The sequence below is a fragment of the Kribbella sp. NPDC050124 genome, assembly GCF_044460355.1.
Classification (GTDB): domain Bacteria; phylum Actinomycetota; class Actinomycetes; order Propionibacteriales; family Kribbellaceae; genus Kribbella.
The window spans coordinates 275,869-298,471 of record NZ_JBITJU010000009.1 but is presented as its reverse complement, the minus strand read 5'-3'; the positions used below and the strand labels follow the sequence as shown (position 1 = coordinate 298,471).

Annotated in this window: 19 protein-coding genes; 3 read left to right on the top strand and 16 right to left on the bottom strand. The window is 68.8% G+C overall.

Features of this window, described 5'->3' with window-relative positions; all coding sequences use genetic code 11:
* Positions 1 to 16: 16 nt before the first annotated feature.
* The 5 genes from ACIBL3_RS22835 to ACIBL3_RS22815 all read right to left on the bottom strand — a co-directional run bounded on the left by ACIBL3_RS22835 (position 17) and on the right by ACIBL3_RS22815 (position 6,167).
* Positions 17 to 1,000 (bottom strand): hypothetical protein, encoded by a 984-nt coding sequence (locus ACIBL3_RS22835; RefSeq protein WP_396355534.1) that lies wholly within the window; start codon positions 998 to 1,000, stop codon positions 17 to 19.
* A gap of 174 nt (positions 1,001 to 1,174) precedes the next feature.
* Positions 1,175 to 1,798 (bottom strand): RNA polymerase sigma factor, encoded by a 624-nt coding sequence (locus tag ACIBL3_RS22830; protein ID WP_396355533.1) that lies wholly within the window; start codon positions 1,796 to 1,798, stop codon positions 1,175 to 1,177.
* A gap of 238 nt (positions 1,799 to 2,036) precedes the next feature.
* Positions 2,037 to 3,503 (bottom strand): cation:proton antiporter, encoded by a 1,467-nt coding sequence (locus ACIBL3_RS22825; protein WP_396355532.1) that lies wholly within the window; start codon positions 3,501 to 3,503, stop codon positions 2,037 to 2,039.
* A 13-nt stretch (positions 3,504 to 3,516) separates the two neighbouring features.
* The gene (locus ACIBL3_RS22820; RefSeq protein WP_396355531.1) at positions 3,517 to 4,860 is read right to left on the bottom strand and encodes a SidA/IucD/PvdA family monooxygenase; all 1,344 of its coding nucleotides are present in this window, start codon (positions 4,858 to 4,860) and stop codon (positions 3,517 to 3,519) included.
* A 23-nt stretch (positions 4,861 to 4,883) separates the two neighbouring features.
* A complete protein-coding gene (locus tag ACIBL3_RS22815) occupies positions 4,884 to 6,167 on the bottom strand; it encodes an ATP-grasp domain-containing protein (protein WP_396355530.1) in 1,284 nt (427 codons plus the stop codon).
* Positions 6,168 to 6,513: 346 nt separating this feature from the next.
* Between ACIBL3_RS22815 and ACIBL3_RS22810 the strand changes: the two genes are divergently transcribed.
* On the top strand, positions 6,514 to 7,284 hold the full coding sequence (locus ACIBL3_RS22810; protein WP_396355529.1) for a BTAD domain-containing putative transcriptional regulator: 771 nt from the start codon (positions 6,514 to 6,516) through the stop codon (positions 7,282 to 7,284).
* Between the two features lie 20 nt (positions 7,285 to 7,304).
* Here the strand turns inward: ACIBL3_RS22810 and ACIBL3_RS22805 are convergent, their stop codons facing one another.
* The 7 genes from ACIBL3_RS22805 to ddaH are packed head-to-tail and all read right to left on the bottom strand — an operon-like array spanning position 7,305 to position 13,938.
* The gene (locus ACIBL3_RS22805; RefSeq protein WP_396355528.1) at positions 7,305 to 8,567 is read right to left on the bottom strand and encodes a glutamate synthase-related protein; all 1,263 of its coding nucleotides are present in this window, start codon (positions 8,565 to 8,567) and stop codon (positions 7,305 to 7,307) included.
* Positions 8,568 to 8,620: 53 nt separating this feature from the next.
* Positions 8,621 to 9,883 carry an APC family permease gene (locus tag ACIBL3_RS22800; RefSeq protein ID WP_396355527.1) on the bottom strand — a complete coding sequence of 421 codons (1,263 nt, stop codon included), beginning with the start codon at positions 9,881 to 9,883 and terminating at the stop codon, positions 8,621 to 8,623.
* A gap of 27 nt (positions 9,884 to 9,910) precedes the next feature.
* Positions 9,911 to 10,918, bottom strand: a complete 1,008-nt coding sequence (locus ACIBL3_RS22795) for an asparagine synthetase A (protein ID WP_396355526.1) — start codon at positions 10,916 to 10,918, stop codon at positions 9,911 to 9,913.
* A complete protein-coding gene (locus ACIBL3_RS22790; protein ID WP_396355525.1) occupies positions 10,863 to 12,212 on the bottom strand; it encodes a methylaspartate mutase in 1,350 nt (449 codons plus the stop codon). Before ACIBL3_RS22790 ends, ACIBL3_RS22795 begins: the two co-directional genes overlap by 56 nt.
* The gene (locus ACIBL3_RS22785; RefSeq protein ID WP_396355524.1) at positions 12,209 to 12,673 is read right to left on the bottom strand and encodes a cobalamin-dependent protein; all 465 of its coding nucleotides are present in this window, start codon (positions 12,671 to 12,673) and stop codon (positions 12,209 to 12,211) included. Before ACIBL3_RS22785 ends, ACIBL3_RS22790 begins: the two co-directional genes overlap by 4 nt.
* A gap of 45 nt (positions 12,674 to 12,718) precedes the next feature.
* On the bottom strand, positions 12,719 to 13,060 hold the full coding sequence (locus ACIBL3_RS22780) for a hypothetical protein (protein WP_396355523.1): 342 nt from the start codon (positions 13,058 to 13,060) through the stop codon (positions 12,719 to 12,721).
* Positions 13,060 to 13,938 (bottom strand): dimethylargininase, encoded by an 879-nt coding sequence (gene ddaH, locus ACIBL3_RS22775; RefSeq protein ID WP_396355522.1) that lies wholly within the window; start codon positions 13,936 to 13,938, stop codon positions 13,060 to 13,062. Before ddaH ends, ACIBL3_RS22780 begins: the two co-directional genes overlap by 1 nt.
* 128 nt (positions 13,939 to 14,066) lie before the next feature.
* On the opposite strand from ddaH, the gene ACIBL3_RS22770 reads away from it, so the two are divergent.
* Entirely contained in the window at positions 14,067 to 15,482 is a 1,416-nt protein-coding gene (locus ACIBL3_RS22770; RefSeq protein ID WP_396355521.1) for a hypothetical protein, read from the top strand.
* Between the two features lie 57 nt (positions 15,483 to 15,539).
* On the opposite strand, the gene ACIBL3_RS22765 is transcribed toward ACIBL3_RS22770, so the two are convergent.
* On the bottom strand, positions 15,540 to 16,832 hold the full coding sequence (locus ACIBL3_RS22765) for an MFS transporter (RefSeq protein ID WP_396355520.1): 1,293 nt from the start codon (positions 16,830 to 16,832) through the stop codon (positions 15,540 to 15,542).
* 229 nt (positions 16,833 to 17,061) lie between these two features.
* Here ACIBL3_RS22765 and ACIBL3_RS22760 point away from each other — a divergent pair, with 229 nt between their 5' ends.
* Positions 17,062 to 18,306 carry a cytochrome P450 gene (locus tag ACIBL3_RS22760; RefSeq protein ID WP_396355519.1) on the top strand — a complete coding sequence of 415 codons (1,245 nt, stop codon included), beginning with the start codon at positions 17,062 to 17,064 and terminating at the stop codon, positions 18,304 to 18,306.
* A 57-nt stretch (positions 18,307 to 18,363) separates the two neighbouring features.
* Here ACIBL3_RS22760 and ACIBL3_RS22755 read toward each other — a convergent pair whose 3' ends face one another.
* From ACIBL3_RS22755 to ACIBL3_RS22745, 3 genes are read right to left on the bottom strand one after another with little or no spacing between them, the layout of a single operon-like run.
* Positions 18,364 to 20,154 (bottom strand): ABC transporter substrate-binding protein, encoded by a 1,791-nt coding sequence (locus tag ACIBL3_RS22755; RefSeq protein WP_396355518.1) that lies wholly within the window; start codon positions 20,152 to 20,154, stop codon positions 18,364 to 18,366.
* 24 nt (positions 20,155 to 20,178) lie between these two features.
* Positions 20,179 to 21,444 carry an ATP-grasp domain-containing protein gene (locus tag ACIBL3_RS22750; RefSeq protein WP_396355517.1) on the bottom strand — a complete coding sequence of 422 codons (1,266 nt, stop codon included), beginning with the start codon at positions 21,442 to 21,444 and terminating at the stop codon, positions 20,179 to 20,181.
* A 6-nt stretch (positions 21,445 to 21,450) separates the two neighbouring features.
* On the bottom strand, positions 21,451 to 22,599 hold the full coding sequence (locus ACIBL3_RS22745) for an NAD(P)/FAD-dependent oxidoreductase (protein WP_396355516.1): 1,149 nt from the start codon (positions 22,597 to 22,599) through the stop codon (positions 21,451 to 21,453).
* Positions 22,600 to 22,603 lie beyond the last annotated feature (4 nt).

Genomic DNA, 22,603 nt, shown 5'->3' with positions numbered 1-22,603 from the left:
CTCTCGACGAGGCCGATCAAGTGAAATGTGGTGGCGGGTCGGCGCCGATGCGGTGCAGGGTTTCCGACAGTCGGCCGGTCGTCTGGAGACGCACGCCGCCGGTGCTGTAATCCGTCACCTGTTGCCAGTTGTCGTCCGCCACGTAGTAGACGTGCGGACTCACCGGACCAGGCGAACCGGCGAAGAAGCAGGTGGCGAGCCTGACGATCATGTCGAGAGCGGTGACCACCTTCTGATCTCGCACCACGTGCACGAGCAACATGTCTCGTGCCGGCATCGCCACGAGGCAGCCGAACGGCGGATTCTCGACTCGCAGTGATTCGCGCAGCACGGTGTCGAGGACCAGTGCTCGGGATGCGGTGAACATGCCGCCGGTCAGGACGGCGACTTCGGCACCGTCGTTTCGCACCTGCTCGACCTCGTCAGTGAGGCGGCGGAGGTTCGCCAGGCCAATTCGGGTGGCTTCCGCCCATGGCACGCCGAGGCGGTCGCTGTCGAAGTGCATGGCGACCGCCCGACCGGCATAGGTGGCTGGCACGGTGAGCACGCCTGGCACGAACTCGGGCACACGCTCCGCCCAGGTGGGCTCGATCGTCGACGCGCACACCAGGCGAAGGTAGAGCTCGCTGTCCAGGTCATCCGGAATCGTTGGCGGACCGCCCGGAGGCATCATCTGGTCGAAGTGCGCCGACACCGCGGAGCGCCACTGCTGTCGCGGCAAGCCGGCGACGGTGCGGGCGAGATTCGCGAGGCCTGCGAACATCCCTTCGGCCACCGGAACACCGTCGCTTCCGATCGGCACGAGTGCGGCGGTGCCGTCGTACCGCAGAGGCAGCCCGCGGTGGGCGACCGCATCCTCGGCCAAGCGCACCAACCGGTCCACCTGTGTCATCGTCAATGGCACCAGGACCGGATGCAGCCGATCCCCATCCACACCCTTGCGCCGGCGACTGCCCCAGCGGCCGTCCCGACGGCCATTTCGATCTCTGTGAGAACTCATCGAGCACCTCCTTCGCCCAAGAACATATGGGTGTTCGGGTGCTGCCGACGGGCGACTTCGCAACCTGTGGACAACTGCTTGGCTGGACACTCAGGCGAGTCGGCGGAGGGTGGTCGACGGCCGGGGGAGGACGCCGGCTGGGCGGCGAGGCGTCCCCCCGCGGTCCGAACTTCGTCAGTGGGCGGTGGCGGTTGCGAGTTCTGGGGTGCGGCGGAGCATTTGGAGGGCTCGCATGCGCATGGGGCCGATGCTGCCGATCGGGAGGTTCAGTTTCTCGGCGATCTCCGTGTAGGACGGGCAGCTGTCGGACATCAGGAGGCGGATCAGCTTCTGGTAGCGGCTGGGCAGGCGGGACAGGGCCCGCTCCGTGGAGGGCTCGTACTCGCCGTCGGCGGGGTAGACGTCGACGACCGCCGTACTGTGGCCGTCGCTGTGCTCGGCTGTGGGGTCGGCGTACAGGAGGTAGCGCTTCCGGCTGATCGCGACCCGCAGGCCCTCCCGCCGGGCCGTCGCGGCCAGCCAGGCCGGGAGGCACTCGGGGTCGCGGACCTGGCGACCGTGTTGCCACAACCGCAGCCAGGTCAGCTGCGCGACGTCAGCGGCGTCGCTGTGGCTCAGACCGACGCCACGGGCGGTGTGCAGGAGCAGGGGGCCGAAGCGGCGCTCCAGCTCCTTCCATGCCGACCAGTCAGAGGTGAGTGCGCGGCCGAGCAGAACCTCGAGTGAGATTCCCGCGTCGTTGTACTGGCGTTGTGCCCCGGCCGGCCGTGCGGTTGTGCGTAACGAGATCGTCGACACGCTTCACGTCCTTTCGCTGTTCCCCACAGGTGGCGACGATCCGCGAACAAGGCACAGGAAGAGCCGGCCGATGGCGGCGGACCACCGGCTGAAAGCCATACGCAACGGGCTCGGTAGAGCCCAACTCCGGCGAAACCCTGGACGGCCTGTGCCTCACCACGTCCCCCGTGGTCGTCGTCAGTGCTGCCTTCGCCGCCTATTCGATCACCGGGGCCGTCACGCAGGCGTAGCCGATCCGTCACGAAATCGCACGTGTAGCGTCACCGCTCGCATACGCACCCGTCGGTAACCGGTCGGTCGCACCCTGATCCCGCAGCGACGGGCCGAGCAGGCGCAGTAATGGCGCCGCCATCATCGTGGTGACCAGCGCCATCATCACCATCACCGTGAACGCGCTGTGGTTGATGATGCCGACGCTCAGACCCGCGGACAGTACGACGATCTCGGTGATCCCGCGGGCGTTCATCAGCACACCGAGTCCGGCCGCGGACCGGGCCGGCAGACCACCGGCTTTGGCCACCGGGACGGCGCCGGCGAACTTGCCGATGATCGCGACGGCCAGCAGCAGGCCGCCGGCGGCGAGCACAGCCGGTTGGGACACCGCCGCGATGACGTCGGTCTGCAGGCCGATCGAGGCGAAGAAGACCGGGACGAGCAGCGCGCGGTTCAGCCCGCCGATCTGCTCGGCCACCTGCGCGACCGGCACGCTGCCCTTCGGCAGCACCAGGCCCGCGAGGAAACCGCCGAAGATCGCGTGCACTCCGATCAGGTCGGTGGCCGCGGCGAGGCCGAGGATCAGACCGAGCACCAGCAGCACCAGGATCGGCGTGGGCAGGGCGGCGGCGTACCGGTCGGCGAACCGTCGAAGCAAGGGTTTGAGTACGACGAGGCAGCTGCCGCCGACGAGGATGGTCAAGCCCAGCGACAGCAGGGCGTCGCCGGGCCCGGCCGACCGGATCATCGCCATCACGATCGCGAGCGCGCACCATGCGAGTACATCCGCAGCGGCCGCGCACAGCATGGCCAGCGATCCGAGCCGGGTGCCCTGCAGACCACAGTCCTGCACTATCCGGGCGAGCACCGGGAAGGCGGTGATGCTGAGCGCCGTACCGATGAAGATGACGAACGGCAGCCGGTCCACGGACGGACCGGCCAGCGCCGAGTACAGAGGGAGCGCCGCGATCACGCCGAGCGCGAACGGGACCGCCATGATCGCCAGGCTGGCCGCGGCGATCGCGCCGCGATCGCGTCCGATCCGGTCATGGCCGAAGTCGGTGCCGACCGTGAACATGAAGACCGCCAGCCCGGCTTGCGCGAGCAGACCGAGATCGGGCATGACCTCCTTCGGCAGGATGGCGTCGAACAGCCAGGGCGCCAGCGATCCGATCACCGACGGCCCAAGCACCAAGCCGGCAATGATCTCGCCGACCACCGGGGGCTGACCGATCAGCCGCGCGAGCCGCCCGCACAGGGTCGCCAGCGCGCAGACGACCGCGATCGCCAGCAACAACCGCCACATCGGTTGCGCCGCCGATAGCCCGGCCTCCGGTGGTGCGGACCCGGCCGATGCGCCGGCTTCCGGCGTCAGCCAGCCCGCGGCGTAGGCGATGCCGAGCAGTGCGATCGCGCCGGCGACGAGACCGGCGGCGACCATCACACTTCGACCGGGCCTGGGCAGCAGAGACTTCTCCGTCGTCCCGGGCATCGTCGGCGCTTCCTCAGCTGTGCAGTGCGCCGTCAGCCGTCAGCGGGACGGCAGTCAGCTGCTCCGCCGGCGCCCGATGCACTCCGTTGACCCGCTTTCCTGCCCGACGGGCGAGCAGATCCTGCGTGATCTCGGCGGCCCGGTTGCCGAGCACGCTGAGCAGCGAGTCGGCGATGCCGTGGGTCGCCTCGTTCACGCCTTGCAGGTAGCAGGCGGCGTCCGACGGTTCGCCGAGTTTCAGCCGGTACTGCCGGCTGACCTCGATCCGCTCGAGTCCGATCGCCGTACTGAGGTTGCGGACCAGCGAAGGCATCTCCCGGACGAACCCGGTGCCGAGGAAGACCAGGTCGCGACGCAGCTCGTTCGTCTTGCCGGTCTTGCGGTCGGTGAGGTCCAGGACGATCTCGTCCCCGTCCGTGCGGGCGCCGGTGATGTCGGTCATCGGCACCAGCCGCCGCTGCTCGACACCGCTGAGCTTCTCGAGGTACATGCCGGTGTAGAGCTCCTGCAGCAGGTCGCTCTCGACACCGGAGTAGTTCGTCAGGTGCATCTCGCGCAGGATCTGCTCCTTGCCCTCCGGCCGGGCTTCGAAGAACTTGTCGATGTATGACGGGTAGTAGAGCTCGTTGGTGAACTTGTTCGTGTCGTACGCGCGCAGCCCGATCGACCGCATCACCCAGCTCACATCGCTGTTCGGCAGGTCGATCTGCACCGCACGGAACATCTCGGCCGCGCTCTGCGCCGCGCCGACCACCGCGACCCGGTAGGGCTTGTCCTTGTCGAGCTCCGTCACCCGGCTGCGGTACCGGGTGCTGTGGATCAACCGGTCGGCGGGCAGGCCCGCGAGTTCCGGCGGCACGTACACGTCGCGGCCCGCACCGATGACCAGGTACCGGCTGGAGATCGTGCTGCCGTCGGCGAGCCGGGTCAGCCACCCGGTCAGGGTGCCGGCCGAGTTCCGGACCGGCTCGATCGACGTGCTCTCACAGCCCAGCTCGATCCGCACCTTGCGCAGCGACTCCGAGACCCAGCGCAGATAGCCGGAGACCTCGACCCGGTACGGCGTGAAGCTGCCCATGTTGATGAAGTCGTCGAGCCGGCCGACGCTGCGCAGGTAGTTCAGGAAGGTGAACTCGCTGCGGGGGTTCCGCAACGTCACCAGATCCTTGGCGAAGGCGACCTGGCTCTTCGTCCACGGCAGCAGCAGACCGCGTTGCCACTCGACGGAGTGACCGCGTTCGATCACCAGGGAGTTCTCGGCCAGGCCGTCGACGCCGAGCTCTTCGAGCGCGACCGCGAGGGCCAGGTTCGCCGGCCCGGCGCCGACAGCAAGCAGTTCGACCTCACGGTTGGTCATCGGGGCTCCAATAACATCGTGGCTCACCAGGGCCGTCCGGAAAACTCGGGCTCGTTCACTGCGTCGTAGGTCAGCTCGACCAGGTCGGCCGCAGCCGTCAGGCGGTCGGCACAGGTGGCGGGGTCGTCGGCGGTGCAGACGACGTACGCGTGCCGGCCGATGTGTGCGCGCGGCGGCAGCCGGACCGTCGTTCCCGGCGACACCATCGGGTGTGCCTCGACGAGACCGGGAACCGCCCCCGGCTCCGGTACGACGATCTCCACGACGCGGGCGTCCTCGGGCGGATAGCAGAACCGGATGCCGACACAGGTCCGGTGCGCCGGCTCCAGGTCGGGACGAATGCCTTGCGCCACGTCGACCAGGACCGCGCCGGGATCGATTCCAGTCGCCAGCTTGCCCAGGTACGGGATCAGGTCACCGCCGAGCCGGCCGTTGATCTCGATCACCACCGGTCCGCGCGAGCTGAACCGGATCTCGGTGTGCGTGATGCCGTACGGCGCGCCGATCGCCTCGTGCGCGGCCCGGAGCAGCTCGCGCAACTCCGCGTCGGCGAGCAACGGGTCGGCGCCGTCGACTATGTGGCCGACCTCCTCGAAGTACGGCGGTGCACCGAGCTGCTTGTGGGCGATGCAGAACGGCAGGTACTCGCCCGCCACCACCGCGCCGTCGATGCTGATCTCCGAACCGTCGACTAGTTCCTCGATCAGAGCCCCGCCGTGGTACTCGGCCGGACCGCTTCGGCTGGACTTGTCGGCTCTGTCAAACGCATCAGTGATTCCGGCCTTGTCGTCCACCACGGCCACGCCGATGCTGGCCGCCATGCCCCGCGGTTTGACCACTACCGGGTAGCCGATGTCCGCCGCAGCGGCAGCAGCCTCGTCGGCCGTGGTGGCAACGGCGAATCGCGGTTGCGGTAGCCCGGCAGCGGTCAGCGCCTGTCTGGTCCGGGCTTTGTCGCGACAACCCTGCGCGCCCTGAGCGGTCAGCCCCGGCAGACCGAGCCGGTCCGCGACCAGCGCGGTGGCGATCACCGACGGCTCGTCGTACGTGAAGACCCCGCGGACGGGCCGGGTACGCGCAACGGCCTCTGCGGCTGCGATCAGGCCGTCGTGGTCGAGTACCAGGCCGGCGCCTTCGAGGGGCACGACCACAGAGCTCCCGTCGACGTACGGCTGCTGCCAGGTCGCCGGCTCGTCGTCGATCAGCCAGAGCCGCCGGCGCTTCGCCGCACCCTGCATCAGGTACTCACGGTAGGGCTGAAAGCCGCTACCGAACTGCAGCACGACGCCATCGGTGTTGTCGTCCACGCATTCCTCCCGGGTCGGCACTACCCAACGAGAGGGGGTGACCCACTCCGGGTGATACACCGGGCCGCGCTGGCACCATCGGGCCACGACGCGCCAACGACTTGTACTCGGGTAATTGACGGCTCAGACTCACGGGAGGTAGCTCGGGAGTCACTCAATGAGGAGTCGTTCGATGCCTGTACCGGGAGATCTGTCCGCCCGACGTTCTCGCGGTCGCGGAATGCCGCCGTACGCCCGCCGCGGCAGTGAGGTTTTCGTTCACAATGGGGGAGATCGACAGATGCGCGCAGTGGTGCCAGCGGAGGATCCGGATCCGGATTCACCGCCTGATGAAGCTCACCGACCGGTGAAACTTCGAATGCTCGACGGCTTCCGGGTCGTTGAAAACCACCAGACCTTGTCCATTCCACTCAGCGCGCGCCGCGTGGTGGCGTTCGTCGCTCTGCGCGGACGTTCCAGCCGTGCCGAAGTGGCCGGCACGCTGTGGCCGGAGGTGTCGGACTCCAAAGCCCAAGCGTGCTTGCGAACCGCGCTGTGGCGGTTGCGTCAGCTGAGTCCACACTCGCTCATCACCGGTGACGAGACACTTCGCATTGCCGAGTCCGTCGACGTCGACGTGAACACCCTCGTCAGTGCGATCCGCCGGGTGATCAACGACGGCGAGTGCGGAGCCGACCAAGGGCTGTTACCGACGTTGGCAGCAATGGGGGAGTTGCTGCCCGGCTGGTACGACGACTGGGTGTTGCTGGGGCGGGAACGGCTCCGGCAGCTTCAGTTGCACGCGCTCGAGCTGACTGCTCAGCAATTGACCTGCTCGGGCCGATACGCCGAGGCGATCGAGGCAGCCATGGCGGCGGTGCGACTGGAACCGTTGCGGGAGAGTGCAACCAGGGTGCTGATCGAGGTGCATCTGGCCGAGGACAATGTGGTCGAGGCGATCCGCCGGCTCGAGTTCTTCCAGCGGAGCCTGGCCAGTGAACTCGGGGTCGAGCCGACCGAGGAGTTGGTGGACATGGTTCGCCGGCGGCAGACCGCACCGGATCCGCGCAAGAGCGTGGCCGATCTGCTCAGGCTGGACCGGAGCAGATCGATGGCGCCCCGAACAACCCTGGCGTAGTGGCCGGCCCCGATCCCGGGCTAGCGAGCTGACGGGCTCCACAGGTCCTCGGCATCAAGCGCTTGCACGTGGTACTTGCCGAGGGCGCTGACGAGCAACTGCAGCTCGAGTGCCAGGCACTCGACCAGATTGGTCAGCCCGTGGTCGGGGTCGGTGTCCACCGCGATGAGCGCGGCCCGGCCCAGACCGGCCGCGTTCGCACCGAGTGCCAGGCATTTGGCGACCCTTGCGCCTTCCCACATCCGTCCGGACACCAGCAGGCTGGACGGATGTGGGGCCGTGCGATGTTCGCCGATCCGCAGCAGGCACTCGCCGAGCGGAAGCCCGACGTGGCGAAGGAAAGCCTTCGGAGCCCAGCCCGTGCCGGCTTCGGCTCCATCGACCGACACCGCGTCGGCGCCGGCCGCCCAGGCCACCTGCGCGGCCGCCGACACGTCCCGAGCGGGTGGCAGTTTCACCCAGATCCGGGCACGCGGGTAGTTGTTGCGCATCAGGCGGATCTGCTGCCGAAGGATTTCCTCCGTGAACGTGCCGGGGCTGCTGCTGCGCAGAACCCGGTCACCGCCGAGCACCGGGTCGAGGAGGTAGGCGCCGGCCAGTCGTTCGGCCGCGCTTGCGTCGACCAGCGTCATCCCGCCCAGTCCGGGTTTGGCGCCCTGCCCGACCTTGAGCTCGAACGCCAGCCGGCCGGACTCCAGCAGCGGCAGGACATTCGGGTCGCTGTACACCAGATTCCACACCTCGGCGTCGGCGTCCTCGGTGCTCTGCTGCACGACCACTCCGCCGTACCCGTCAAGCGCTTCTTTCAGGTACGCCGTGATCCGGCCGAGCAGCGAGCGTTCCGCATCGTCCTCCAGCCGGCCGTAACTGTTGACCGGCATGACGTTCTCGCCGACGACCATCGGGATGCCGAGGCGACCGGCCTGGCGAGCTGCCGCGATGCCGAGCGCGATGCTCGCCGCCTCGGTCGAGCCGAACGCCGAGACGTACACCGGCAACGCGGACCGGAACCCGCCGATCGTCGTCTCCAGGACCACGTCTCGGTACACCGGCTCCCGCGCGAGCTCGAGGAGCCGTTCCATCCGCTGCGGTACGAAGACAGGTGGCACCAGTCGCAGCCGGTCGATCGGGTCAGCCGACGCAGGTGCTTCGATGCAGTCGGCGCCGAACAACGCGTGCCCGTAGTCGTCCGACGATGGGAACGCGTCGGCAGCGCCGGTCCGCGCGCGCATCCGGACTGCTGTCTCGGGAAATCCTTCGGCGTGCAGGATGCCCTCCTTCACTTGGCCTTCTGCACGGAAGAGCCGTCGACGGTACGGCGAAAATACGTCCGCGCTCAACGCCGATTACGGGTCAACCTCAGGTAGAGCAACGCAGCCACGGTGACGAGCAACGGCCAGACCAAGTAGGTCCCGGCCATCAGCAGCAGAATCACGACGGCTCCCTGTGCCACCAGTGCAGCGAGACGAGCCTTGCTGTGGCGCGGCAGCAACTTGACCGCGGCCGCGACGCCGACGGCGTACACAGTCACGAACAGCCCGGTTGTTAGCAGGACCAGGGACTGCGGCCCCACCCCGGCCACCACCACGACGACAGCAGTGGCCGCCGACAGCACACTCAGTACGGCGAGACTGCGCCGCGGCACGACTCCCGCGGAGCTGCCGCGGTCCAGCCACGCAGGGAGTGCGCCGTCCCGCGCCAGCGCGGCACCGAGCTTGGCGGCGCCGGCGTAGTACGCATTCATCGCGCCGAACGTGAGCAGCAGCGCTGCAATCGCGGCGAGGACTCGGGCATTGCCACCGAGACCGAGCGCGAGCAGATCGCCCAGCGGTGCGTCTGTCTCGGCGGCCTGCGAGCCTAGAACGGTGATGGTGGCGAACGCGACGCTGAGGTAGAGCACTCCGACGACGATCACCGCGAAGGCAGTGGCCCGAGGTACGTCGCGGGCCGGGCGGCGGAACTCCGCCGTCAGGTAGGTGACGGTTTCCCAACCGACGAAGCTCCAGACCAGCAGTGCGGCGGCCGGACCGATCGCCTGCCAGCCGTGCGGCGCGAACGGCTGCAGATTGGCCAGATCGGCATGCGGCAACGAGAGTACGACGGCCACGACCAGGAAGACCGTCAGCAGTCCCGCCAGGATGATCTGGACCCGGCCGGTCACTTGGATGCCGAACGCGTTGGTGGCCGGCACGACCACCAGCAACGCCAGCATGGTGGCGAAGACGGTGCTCTCACCGCCGCCCAGTGCCGCTTCGACGTAGCCGCCGGCCCACAGCGCAGCAGCCGGACCGCCAACCGGGACGGACAGATAGAAACACCAGCCGACAACCGCCGAGGCGCGTTCGCCGAACGCCAGTCGTGCGTACGTCGCGACCCCGCCGGAATCCGGGTAGCGCGCACCGAGCGCCGCGAAGGTCGCCGCCAGCGGAGCCGACACCACCGCGAGGCCCAGCCAGGCCAGCAACGACGCGGGCCCGGCCACGTCGGCAGCCAGCGCCGGCAACGCGATGACACCAGTTGCCAGCACGGCTCCGACGTACAAGGCCGTGCCCTGTCCAAGACTCAGTCGTCCGGCCGGCGCGGACGCGGTATCCACCATGCGCGACATCTTCGCCTGAATCGGCGGTCACGGCGAAGCGATGCCGGGCACCTTCGGGAACGCGCTGGCCTGCCAGACCGAGTCCAGCCCGGCGACGTAGCGGGTGAACCGCTCGAGGCCGAGACCGAACCCGGCGCTGGGCGGCACTCCGTCCCGCAACATCTGCAGGTACCACGCGTACTTGGCCGGGTTCTCGGCCGTCTCCCGCATCCGCGCGACGATGGTCGCGTAGTCCTGCTCGCGTTCGCTGCCGCTGCACAGCTCGCCGTATCCCTCGGCGGCGATCAGGTCGAAGTTCCGCAGCATGCCGGGCTGGTCCTTGTTCTCCCGGTCGTAGAAGCCGCGCGACCCCTTCGGGTAGTCGGTGACGAAGAACGGCTTGCTCGCCTTCTGCGACAACTTCGCCTCGCCGACCCAGTCGAGCTCGGCGTCCGGACTCTGGTCGTGCCCCATCGCCTGCAGGTCGGCGACCGCGTCGGCGTGCGTACGGCGCCCGAACGGCGCACCCAGCAGTTCGGTGAACTCGCCGGTGTCCCGCCCGAGGGCTTCGAGCTCGTCGGGCAGGTCTTCCATCACCCGTCGTACGACGTGCCGCACCAGGTCCTCCGCGACCGCCATCGCGTCGTCCCGGGAGGCGTCCGCGATCTCGATGTCGATCTGGTGGAACTCGGCGAGGTGCCGGCTGGTGGACGCGGTCTCGAGTGGCTCCAGCCGGATGTTCGGAGCGATGAAGAAGATCTTGTCGAACGACGTCAGCGCCGCCTGCTTGTAAAGGATCGCACTGGTCATCAGCTTGTACCGGTGGCCGTAGTAGTCCACGTCGACCTGCTTGGCGCCGCGCGCGCCCGGGTCGGTGACCGGGCCGATGACCGGCGGCAGCAACTCCGTGAACCCGCGGCCGCTGAGCAGTTCGCGGGCAGCGGACAGCATCCGGTTCTGGATCTTCAGCACCGACCGGGTGACCGGTGAGGTCAGGTGCTCACGCGGACTGGCGGGCAGCCGGGCTTCGGTCTCCGGGATCCGGGTCTCCGTCATCTGGTGTGCTCCCTAGTGAGTCGGCTCGGTATTCGTGCTCGAGGCTCGCGCTGTCGTAGGTCCGCTCGACGTACGACAGCGAGTCGAGCAGCCCGGCTGCGGTCAGCTTGGTGGAGCTGGTCGGCCCGACCACGCCGCGGATCGGCATCGAGCCGATGCCGGCCCACTGCAGCCGCCCGGCGCTGTCCAGGTAGCTGCGGGCCTTGCCGGCGTTGTCGGGGTGCAGGCAGTACGGTACGTCGAGGAAGCCCCGCCGGAACGCGGTCGCCAGGGCCGAGCCGAGATCCGGACCGAGCTCGAGCACCGCCTCGATCAGGGCCTTCGCCTCGGCGTGGATGCCGGTGTCGACGACGTCGCCGGCGATCGTCAGGCAGGTCTCGGCCGCCAGCGCCGCCGTCTCCAGGGCCGCTACGTTCTCGGCGAAGGTCGGAATTCGGTAGCCCTCGGCAACTGTCTTCACGATCAGCCGGGCCGCTCCGGTGCGGACGGCCAGCCGGGCTGCCTCTTCCAGGAGCCGGGCGGCGCCGACAGCGGTCCGCGGATAGACGCCCATGTAGGTGTAGACGACGATGTGCCAGTCGACGTCCGGCAACCACTCGGCGGCCAGCCGGCGCAACGCCAGCAGGGCCTCGGTGTCCTGCTCCGGGTTGGTCTGCTGGGCGTAGCTCAGCGAGACGCTGCGAATGCCGTGCTGGCGGAAGAACAAGCACTCGAGCACGCTCAGGGCGACCAGCAGACCGGGCGGGCAGAGCTGGCCCATCATGCAGCCACCGAAGCTTTCGACGTGCGGTTCGGCCCCGGTCTCGCGCACCTCGGCCAGGACGTCGCAGCTGCGGGCCCAGTTCGGGATCGAGTCGGCCAGCGGCATCCGGCTGTAGGGCAGGCAGTAGGAGACCGGACCGCCCTCGGTGGCGTGCAGTCCGGCATCGATCAGCGCTCTGACGATCGGCTCGGGGCAGGGCGAACCATGCCGGATCTGCACCGGGAAGTCGGGCCCGGCCACACCGTCCAGCACTGCTCGCGTGGTGGCCAGCTCGTGCGCGACGATGGGATAGCCGTTCAGCTCGATCCCGTTCGCGAGCGCCGCGCTGGCGTTGTCGTTGTCACCCATCCGGGTGTAGCTGTCGAGCGTGATCGTCCCGACCGCGGTCGCCGCGGCGTTCCTGGTGGCCAGCAGTCCGGTGCGCATCGCACTGGGATCGCTGACCCCCATCCGCGGTTGCACCACGAGCTGTCCGGCCCGATGGGCGCGCGTCACGAAGTCACCGAACGAGCCGGTGTCCGGGACGCTCACGAAGCCTCGCCGGTCGTCAGCCGGCCGACGTACGACCGGAACGCGGCCAGCCCGGTGCCGTCCTCGAAGACCGCGCTGTAGCCCGCGGCCGTCAGCTGGGCCCGGCTGCGGTCGCAGCCGGGTCCGGCGATCCCGAGCTTGCCGCCGATCACCATCGGCGTGCCGGCGAGCTCAGCCTGGCTGCGGACCTGGCGGATCAGCCGCAGCCCGTCGTGGAAGCCGTGGCCGTTGACGGTGCTGACCACGATCAGGTCGGGCCGCAGCCGACCGCACTCCGAAACCATCAGCTCGTCCGGTACGCAGGCGCCGAGGTTGTGCACCCGGTGACCGAGTTCCTCCAGCAGCAGTTGCAGGACGACGAGGTTCCAGGTGTGCGAGTCAGACGACACGCTGGTCACCACAACGGTCAGGTCGCCGGCGCTGACGTCCTTGCCCGCGGCGACGGCGGCGGCGTGATCCATGACAAGCAGAGTGCCGATCCGGCCTCCCCTGATACACGCGGACGATCAACCGGGTGCGATCTCGTCCAGCTGGGACACGCCGGTGGCAGCCCGCGGTCGGTACCGCTCCCAGCGTTCGTGCAACCGGATCCGCCCGTCGGGCAGCAGCTCGGGCGTGCTTTCGCAGTGCCCCACGACGAGTGAGCCGTCGGCCAGCACCATCGTGTAGCTGAACTCCAGCGTGTCGTCCGGACGGCAGATGCCGGTGAGCGATCCGCGCCGTACCCGGCCGCCGCTGAAGTCCGCCCACAGCAGGTCGCCACGCTGCCGGTACGACGCGACCGGAGCTTCACCGTCGTCCGGATCGTGCCCGGCGGGAGAGAACCTCCGGCCGTCGTAGTCGATCATCAGCCACCTGCCGGACCGTGCAGCTCCAGCACGCAGCACTTCACGCCACCACCAGCCCGCAGCAGCTCCGAGACGTCGAGGCCGATCGGCTCGAAGCCCGCGTCCCGCAACTTCGCCTCCAGTTGGGTCGCACCGGTCGGCATCAGCACGTGACGGCCGTCGGAGACCGCGTTCAAACCGAACGCACCGGCGTCTTCTGCGGTCGCGATGATCGCCGTGGGGAAGAGCTCACGCAGGATCGCTTGACTGCCAGGTGTGAAAGCGTCCGGGTAGTACATCACCGTCTGCTCGTCCAGCACGGCCAACGCGGTGTCCAGGTGGTAGTACCGGGCGTCGACCAGGGTGAGGCCGATCACCGGGCGCCCGAAGTACTGCTCGCTCTCGACGTGGGCCCGACGATCGGTGCGGAACCCGTTGCCGGCCAGCAGCCAGGACCCGGCGGACAGGTAGTCGCCCTCGCCCTCGTTGGCCGACTCCGCCTGCTCGACCTTCAGGCCACGGCTGCGGAACCAGTCCAGGTACGCCGCGGACTCCGCGTCCCGCTCGGCGTGCCGGAAGCGCGCCACCAGCGCGCGGTCGCCCCAGACGGTGGCGCCGTTCGCGGCGAACACCATGTCCGGCAGCCCGGGCACCGGGGGGATCAGGTCCACGGTGTGACCGAGCTCGACCAGCTGGTCGTGGACCGCCTGCCACTGCGCGGCCGCGAGCGGCTGCGCGGTCGGTGTGTGCGGATTCATCCACGGGTTGATCGAGTAGGTGACGTCGAAGTGCGTCGGCGGGCACATCAGGTACCGGCGAGTGCGGCTGCGCCGGATCGCGGCGTCGTACGGTGCTTCGGCGGTGGCCGTCGAGGTGCCGGCCTCGGAGATGGTTTCCATGCCGACAAGAGCGCGCCGGGGCCGCGATCAGATACCTGCGCCGGGGAGTGTATTTCCGGCGTCCGGTCGCGGGCTCTGTCCGAACAGGAGCGCTCTGACTCCGCCTTTCCCACCGGAGGGTCCCGAACATGGTTACCGGCCTGAGCCGAACAGAACTCACTGCGCAGTACCTGGACGAGATCAAACGACGCGGGATCTCCGCCGGCGAGCTCGTCAGCACCCAACCCGAGTCCGTCGGGTTGCAGTCCTTCTACGGCGGCCGGTACCTGTCCCGGCCGTTGTTCCTGGGCACCGACGAGTGCGATCAGCTGGCGAACGACATCCTGACCATGCACGCCGCGTTGATCAGCCTGCCCGACAAGCTGTACGGCGGTGATCTGGCCGCGTTCGCCCGATCCGTCGGGATGACCGACGTACAGGTCTCGGCTGTGCTGCGCAGCCGCGGCACGTCGGTGACCAAGCAGAGCCGGGCCGACCTGTACATGGACGAGACCGGCTTCAAGCTGCTCGAGTTCAACATGGGCAGCGCACTCGGCGGCATCGACCAGTCCGACATGGCCCGGGCGCTGCTGGACCAGCCCGTGCTCGCGGACTTCGCGAAGACGCATCGCCTCGCCTACGTGGACACGATGCGCGAGCAGGTCAACAACATGCTGGTCGAGTCCGGCTTCGAGCACGGATCCCGGCCGGTGCTGGCGACCGTCGACTGGCCGAGCAGCTACGAGACCCTCGAGCCCTACATGCGGCACTTCGCGACCCGCCTGCACCAGATGGGGATCGACGCCCACGTCGGCCACATCGGGCAGCTCGAGGTGCGGGACGGCGGGGTCTGGCTGGGCGAGCGGAAGGTCGACATCATCCAGCGGTTGTTCATGCTGGAGGACCTGCTCGAGTACCCGGACGCGCCGGCGCTGATGGACCCGATCCTGGACGCGGCGGCCCGCGGCGAGGTGAAGATCTTCACGCCCCTGGACTCGGAGATGTTCGCCAGCAAGGGCGCGTTGGCCGTGCTGTCCGACGAGGCGAACCGGGAGCACTTCGACCAGCAGACGCTGGCCAGCCTGGACCGGATCCTGCCGTGGACCCGGATGGTGCGATCCGGCCCGGTCACCATGGAGGACGGCAGCCGGGTCGAGTTGCTCGACTACGTGCTCAGCCACCAGGACGACCTGGTCCTCAAGCCGACCTCACGCCACAGCGGCGAAGGCGTGCTGTTGGGCTGGCGTGACGACACCGGCGCGGAGTTGTGGGAGGAGCGGGTCCGGGAAGCGCTCGACGGCCCGTGGGTCGTCCAGCGCCGGATCCGGCCGGTGCCGGAGTTGTTCCCGATGCCGGACGGCGACCCGGCGCCGTGGATCGTGAACTGGGGCGTCTTCACCGTCGTCAACGGGTTCGGCGGCGTCTACGCCCGGGCCGCCACGGTCGAGTCCGACCTCGAGGTGGTCCGGCTGTTCGCCGGCGCCTCGGTCGGCACCTGCCTGCACGTCCTGCCCGAGGACTCGGACGTCGAGCCGGGAACTGCGCTTCCGGTACGGAAGCAGTAGGAGCAGTAAGAAGGGCCGGTACGGCGGACGCCGTACCGGCCCTTCTTCGTGGTCTGCTCAGGTCGCTGCTTCGGGAGTGGGACCAGGCGTCGCGTCGGCCTCGGGCTTGGCCTCGGCCGGCTGCTCGTCGGGCCGGCGCATGCCGATCCGGGCGCACACCGCGGACAGGATCGCGACCGCTGCAGCCCACAGCCAGAAGGTCTGGCCGACCTTGTCCCACAACCAGACGCCGACCGCCGGACCGATCGCGTTGCCGAGACCGAAGACGCTCAGCATGGCGCCGGAGTACCGGCCGCGCAGGTGCGGCGGCGCGACCATACCCGGGTACGCGAAGGTGGTCGGCGCCCCGATGATCTCCGACATCGTCCAGATCAGCGTGCCGATGATCAGCAGCACCGGGATCAGCGCGATCGCGTAGACGCCGTACCCGACCGCGACCAGGCCGAAGCCGGCGATGGCGGTCAACCGCAACGGCCAGGTCTGCACGTACTTCGTTGCCGGCACCTCGCATACCGCGACAACGATCGCGTTCGCCGAGACGACCAGGCTGTACCACCACAGGCTCAGGCCGTCGTCCACGATCGCCAGCGGGAGCACCGCGATGTACTGGCAGTAGACGATGGTCACCAGGAACACGGCGGCCAGGTAGAAGTCGTACCGCCAGTCGGCGAGCACCGCGCGGTAGCCCTGCTTCGGCTCTGCGGCCTTGGCAGCAGCGGCCGCCTCGTCCCTGTCGGCCTTGCCAGGCAGGAACTTCCAGGCGATCGCGCTGTACAGGACGGCGGCGAACGCCTCAGCCCAGAACAGCAGGTTGTACGACACCGACACCAGCGCGACGCCGACGATCGGGGTCACCGCCGTACCCAGGTTGATGGCCAGCCGGTACATCGCCATCGTCATCACGAGCTGGCCTGGCTTGGTGAGCTCGGCCAGCATCGCCTGTGCGGCCGGCCGGTTCAGCTGGCTCACGGTGCTGACCGTGAGGATCGCCAGCAGGATCACCCAATAGACGTCGATGTACAGGATGGAGACGATCAGCGCGGCGGAGCCGAGCATGCTGATCAACGTCGCCGCCCGGGCGCTCAGCCGGTCGGTGAGCCAGCCGCCGACGAACGACCCCAGCACATGTCCGGCGCCGTACACACCGAGGGCGAAACCGGCCTGGCCGGCCGTGAACCCGCGGTGCGTCATGAACAGCACCAGGAAGATCTGCAGGAAGGCGCCCAGGCGGTTCACGAAGACACCGAACAGCAGCGCCTTCGACGTGACCGACGTCTGCCGCCAGGTGGCGATCGCGCCGAGCCCTTCACCGGGCTGCTTGGTCGTGCCCGGTTCGCGTTCTTCGCTCATCAGTTGTTCCCCTCGATGCCGGCGAGCGCCGTGCTCCGGCAGGTCGGTGCCGGAAGGCATTTGGTCCCGCAGGCTACCGCCCGGAGCGGCTCACGCACAGGGGTTGCGGCCAATAAAACAAGGCGTATCAGAGCCGGGCCGGCGGAGCCTCTGATGAGGTGACGGCGACGCGTAGCCGAGCGCACGTGCGCTCTTGTCGACATGCCTGCAGCCAGGAGGATCGAACCCTATGACCACAGAAACGACGGAGGCCCTCCAGCGGATCCCGGACGACTTCATGCAGAGGCCGTACGAGATCCTCGAGCCGTACCGGAAGGCCGGCCGGGTGCACCACGTGATCTTCCCGCACGGCGCCGACGTCTGGCTCGTGACCCGGTACGCCGACGTGCGCGCGCTGCTCCAGGATCCGCGGGTCAGCAAGGACGGCCGGCGGATGAACGAGATGTTCGCCCGGCACACCGGCACCTACGTGGAGGACGAGAAGCCCGACGTCGGCTTCGACGACGAGCTGTCCCAGCACATGCTGAACAGCGACCCGCCCCGGCACACCCGGCTGCGCTCGCTGGTCAGCAAGGCGTTCACGTTGCGCCGGATGGACGAGTTCCGGCCGCGGATCGAGCAGCTGGTCGACGACTACCTGACCAAGCTCGAGGGCCGCGATGACATCGACCTGGTCACCGAGTACGCCCAGCCGCTGCCGATCAACCTCATCTGCGACGTGCTCGGAATCCCGTTCGAGGACCGCGAGCGGTTCCAGCAGTGGGCCGTCGAGTTGGTCGGCGCCGGGCACCCGCCGGAGGTCGTCGAGGCCGCCTCGAAGAACGTGCTCGCGTACGGGCACCAGATCATCGAGATGAAGCGCAAGAACCCAGCCGACGACATGGTCAGCTCCATGATCGAGGGCAGCCCGAACGGCGACCGGCTGACCGACGACGAGCTGGTCGCGATGATCTTCCTTTACACGGTCGCCGGGCACATCACGTCCCAGCACACGCTGTCGAACGCGATCCTCAGCCTGCTCACCAACCCCGACGCGATGGCGCGGCTGCGCGGCGACCTGGAGATCATGCCGCAGGCGATCGACGAGCTGATGCGGTACGACGGCGGCGTCGGCGTGGCCACCTTCCGGTTCACCTCGGAGGACATCGAGATCGGCGACACCGTCGTACCGAGGAACAACATCCTGGCGCTGTCGATCCTGTCGGCGCACCGCGACGACGAGCAGTTCCCGAACGCGAACACACTCGACCTGGACCGCCGTCCAAACGGTGTTCTCGGGTTCGGGCACGGCCCGCACTTCTGCATCGGTCAGCCGCTCGCGAAGATGCAGACCAACATCGCCCTCACCCGCCTGCTGGAACGCTTCCCGGACCTGCGGATGACGGCCGACCCGAGCTTCCTGGAGTGGGAGCCGAGCACCCTCCTGCGGGGCATGCACCACCTGCCGGCCTCAACACTCCCGCCGAAGTCCTGACCCGACAACAGATCGCCCCGGCCGACTCGGCCGGGGCGATCGTTTTGTTGCCGGAGATCACTTCTCGACGTAGAACCAGTCCTCGGGGGTGATCAGGCCGTACGGGTTGACCGGCTCGACGCCGCGCAGGTTCTTGGCAACCTCGAACATCCGGTTCGGGAAGCCCGGCGACCAGATCGTCGGCACCTGCTCGGCGATGTAGTCCTGGTACTCGTACATCGCCTCCGGGTCGTCGCTGTGCACGGTCCGGTCGATCAGCTCGTCGGCCTTCGGGTCGCTGTAGTCGCCGAAGTTGCTGCCGCCACCGGTCGCGAACAACATCTCACCGGTGAGATGACCGTAGTACGACCAGCCGCCGTTCCAGGTGTTGATCTCCCACAGCCGCTTGCTCGGGACGTTCGGGCTGTGGTCCTCGGCCACCATCACCGAGCCGTACACCGGCTCCAGCTTCAGCTCGATCCCCGCCTTGGCCGCGTCCTCCTTGAACATCTCCAGCAACCGGGTCAGCGCGACCTTGCCCTCGACGTACCGGACCGTGAACGAGAGCCGGTCGCCGATGTCGACGCCCTCGCCGGCGCACCCGGCCACCTCACCCGGCTGGACGCAGCCCGCCGGCAGCGTGCTGGTGTCCCAGCCGTGTGCCTCGAGCAGCTCGCGGGCGGCGTCGACGTCGAACGGCATCGGCTCCTTGCGCTGCTTCGGCGACACGTGCGGGTTGGCCGGCGACGGCGGCACCGGCCCGTCCATCCGGTACGCGTTGCCGTGGTAGATCTCCCGGATCGCCCGGTCCTGGTCCAGGCACATCTGCAGCGCCTGCCGGACGTAGGTGTGCTTGTAGATCCGCGCCGCGGTGGAGTCGTTGTCGAAGTTGAACGGCATGTAGCGCACCACGAACAGGTCCTGCGGCACCAGCCGGTACTTGTCCGCGAGCGGGTCCTCGCCGTCGTCGGTGAGCCCCATGCCGAACGGCAGGTACCCGATCTGGATCCCGTCCGGCGCGTCCGGTCCGGCCTGCAGCCGCTCGTACATCAGCTCGTCGGTGTCGTTCTGCACCTGCCGGAACTCGTCCAGGTGCGGCTTGTTCGGGCCGGAGTACTTGTCGTTCGGGACGAACGTGACCACGCCGTCGAGGGTGTAGCTCTTCAGCCGCCACGGACCGTTGACGACGCTCCAGACCGGGCTCTCGGCCCAGCCGCCGCGGAAGTGGTTCGCCTCGATCGTCCACTCGCCGTTCTGGCCCACCAGGTAGTCGTAGACGGCCGGGATGTCGGCCACGTCGTACGACGCCCGCGCCGGGCCGTCCTCGGTCCGGTCCCACGCCTTCGGCATCGGCGTGATCAGCGACAGCTGGTTCATCTCCACCCAGGTCTTGGAGTACACCTCCTGGAAGGTGAACCGGACCTTGTCCTCGGCAACCTTCTCGTACGACGTCAGGTTGTCCGGGAAGTAGCCGGGCACGTAGTACCCGAGCCGGTCGCCCTTGACCGCCATCATGTTCACCCAGAACATCACGTTGTCCGCGCAGATCGGCTCACCGTTGGACCACTGCCAGGGCTTCAGCGTGACGGTGACGCTCAGCCCGTCCTCGCTCCACTCCGGCGGGTAGGCCAGGCTCAGGTCCGGGTTGACCTCCGGCCGGCCCTCGTGGCCGAGCCAGTACAACGGGCGGAACATCAGCACCTGGAACTCGTACAGGTTGCGGATGCCGATCCGCTCCCGGGGCGTGAACGGGAAGATGGCGGCCGGCGGGAAGCCGGGGTTGCAGGCCCAGGTGACGGTGCCACCCTTGATCGGCCGGCCGTCCTCGGACGGCTGGTCGGGCTGCTGTTCGGTCAGCGCAGTGGACATCCAGGTCACCTCTCGTCAGTTGAATCAGGCGGTCAGCCGGGGAGCCGGCGCAGCCAGGCGTACGTCGATTTGCGCGGCGAACTCGAACGCCGTCCGGATCGCGTCGTCGAAGGTCGGTCCACTGGTGCAGAGGAAGCCGAGGATGTTGTTGCCGTCCGGTGGGCGCCGCACCACGTCGCCCGGCTTGGCCGTGATCTTCAGGAAAAACACCCGGTCGGACTCCGACACCGAGGGCGGCACGGTGATCTGCTCGATCCGGCCGGGTCCGCCGATCAGGCAGGTGCCGGCCAGATGCACACCGGTCGGGCGGTAGTGGTGTACGTCGGGCTTCACTCCGGCGGCGACCGCCATCGTCGCCCGGATCGGGCAGTAGTCGGCACTCAGCCTGGCGAAGTAGTCCAGGCCGCCACCACCCGGACGTACGGCGATCTCCAGCAGGTGCGGCTTGCCCTGGTGGAAGCGGACCTCGGCATGCATCACGCTGCGCCGCAAACCCTGCGCATGCGCTGCCGTCGTGACGACCTCGTGCACGGCGGCCAGTTGGTCGGCGTCGAGCGCGGTCGGCGCCCGGTGCGCGTCGTCGTCGAACGTGTTGCCCTCGATCGTGATCCGGTCGACGATCGACCCCAGGTACACCTCGTCGTCCCAGGCGAGCGCCTCGATCTGCATCTCGTGCCCGTCCAGGAACGACTCGACCAGCAACCCGGCCGGCCCGAGGTCGATGCCGTCGGCCTCCATCTGCAGCCACGACATCTGCGCCATCCCGGCCAGCGCCTGCGGGAACGTGGTGCGCAGCTGGTCCGGGTCGTCGATCCGGAAGACGAAGTTGCTCGCGGCCCCCAAAGTCGGCTTCAGGATGACCGGGTAGCCGAACTCGTCGGCGGCCGCGAGCGCGGCGGTGACGTCCGGTGCCAACCGGAACTTCGGCACCGGCGCGCCACCGCGCTTCTGGGCCTCCCGCATCAGCAGCTTGTTCCGGCTGATCCTGGCCGCGTCGAGGCCGACACCGGGCAGGCCGAGTGCCTCGGCCACCGCGGCGACCGTGAGCACGCCGGACTCGGAGAAGGTGAGTACGCCGTGGAATTGCTCGACGGCATGCCACTCGCGGGCGGCCGCGATGATGTCGTCGATGTGCTTGGACCCGACGACCCGGTAGCGCGAGTCCGCCCAGTAGTCCGGTTCGCCGATCCCGTTGAGCACGAACAGGGTGCCGCCGAACTCCTCGACCTGGCGGTAGCGGGACTGGTAGTAGCCGGCGTTCTGCACGGCTTCGAGTGCGAGCAGCTTCATGGTCACCTACTCCTCACCGACCGCGGCGAGTTGCCGCGGCCTGTCGACCGAGTCCAGGCCGGTCGGGCGAGGCGGCGCCCCCACGGCACGATCTGCGAGCGCCCGCGCGATCTGCGGTGCGAACTTGAACGACATCCCGCCACAGGCCGCGTACGCCAGGACCGTGCCGGCGCCGTACGTCGCCAGCAGTGGCCCGCCTCGTGTCCGCTCGGCGAGGTAGAAGCCGTCGGTGGAGTCGACCACCGCGGCCGGGTCGAAGTCCGGGAACAACTGTGAGAACACCTCGACGAGGTGTGCGCGCCACTGGTCGGGAGTGACCCGATCGGTCATCTCGTCGACCGGCCGGCAAGCACTCGCGGCACTCAACCGCAGCGGCGCGTCCGACTGTGGCACCGTCGGCATCAGCCAGGCGTCGCGGGCAGGACCGAGCCCGAGTACCGCCGGCATTCCGGTCGAGTCCCGCAGCCAGGCCGGCGCCCGGTACGACAGCACGGTCTGCCGATACAGCGTGAGGTCGGAGGCGATGGCGGACGGCACCAGCTCGCGGGACCACGGCCCGGCCGCCACCACCACCCGGTCTGCAGTATGTGACTCGCCGTCGGCGTACCGAATCGTCGCTACCCGGTCGTTCTGGGAGATCTCGACGGCCCGCCGGTGTGGGCGCAGCCGGACCCGGGGCTGATGGCTCAGCCAGCGTGCCATGGCGACCAGCGCATGGTCGGCCAGGACGACGCCGGCTGTCGCCTCCTGTACGGCGCCGGTCCCGTCGGGGAACCGGATCCGTGGATACCGGCCCGCCAGCTCATCCGGTGACAGCGTCCACGCCTTCGCGCCGGCTGCGGTGAGTACGGCGAGCTCCGCCGCGGCATCCTGCACCGGCATCGCGGTGAGTGCGCCCGCCGGGTGATAGAAGCGCGATTCGACCCGGTCCTCGACATCCATCCAGGCGGCGTGTGCCTGTGCGGCCGCGTGCGTCAGCGCAGGTTCGCCGCGATGCAGCGCGCGGACCACCCGGAGCCGGTCGTTCGAGGTGGCCGACGGCGACGGGATCGGGCCGGCGTCGACGAGATCGACCCGATCCACGGCGGCCGCGCGAACGCACTCGATCGCCGTCAGCAGTCCGATCACGCCGCCGCCGACCACGGTGATGCGCATCCGG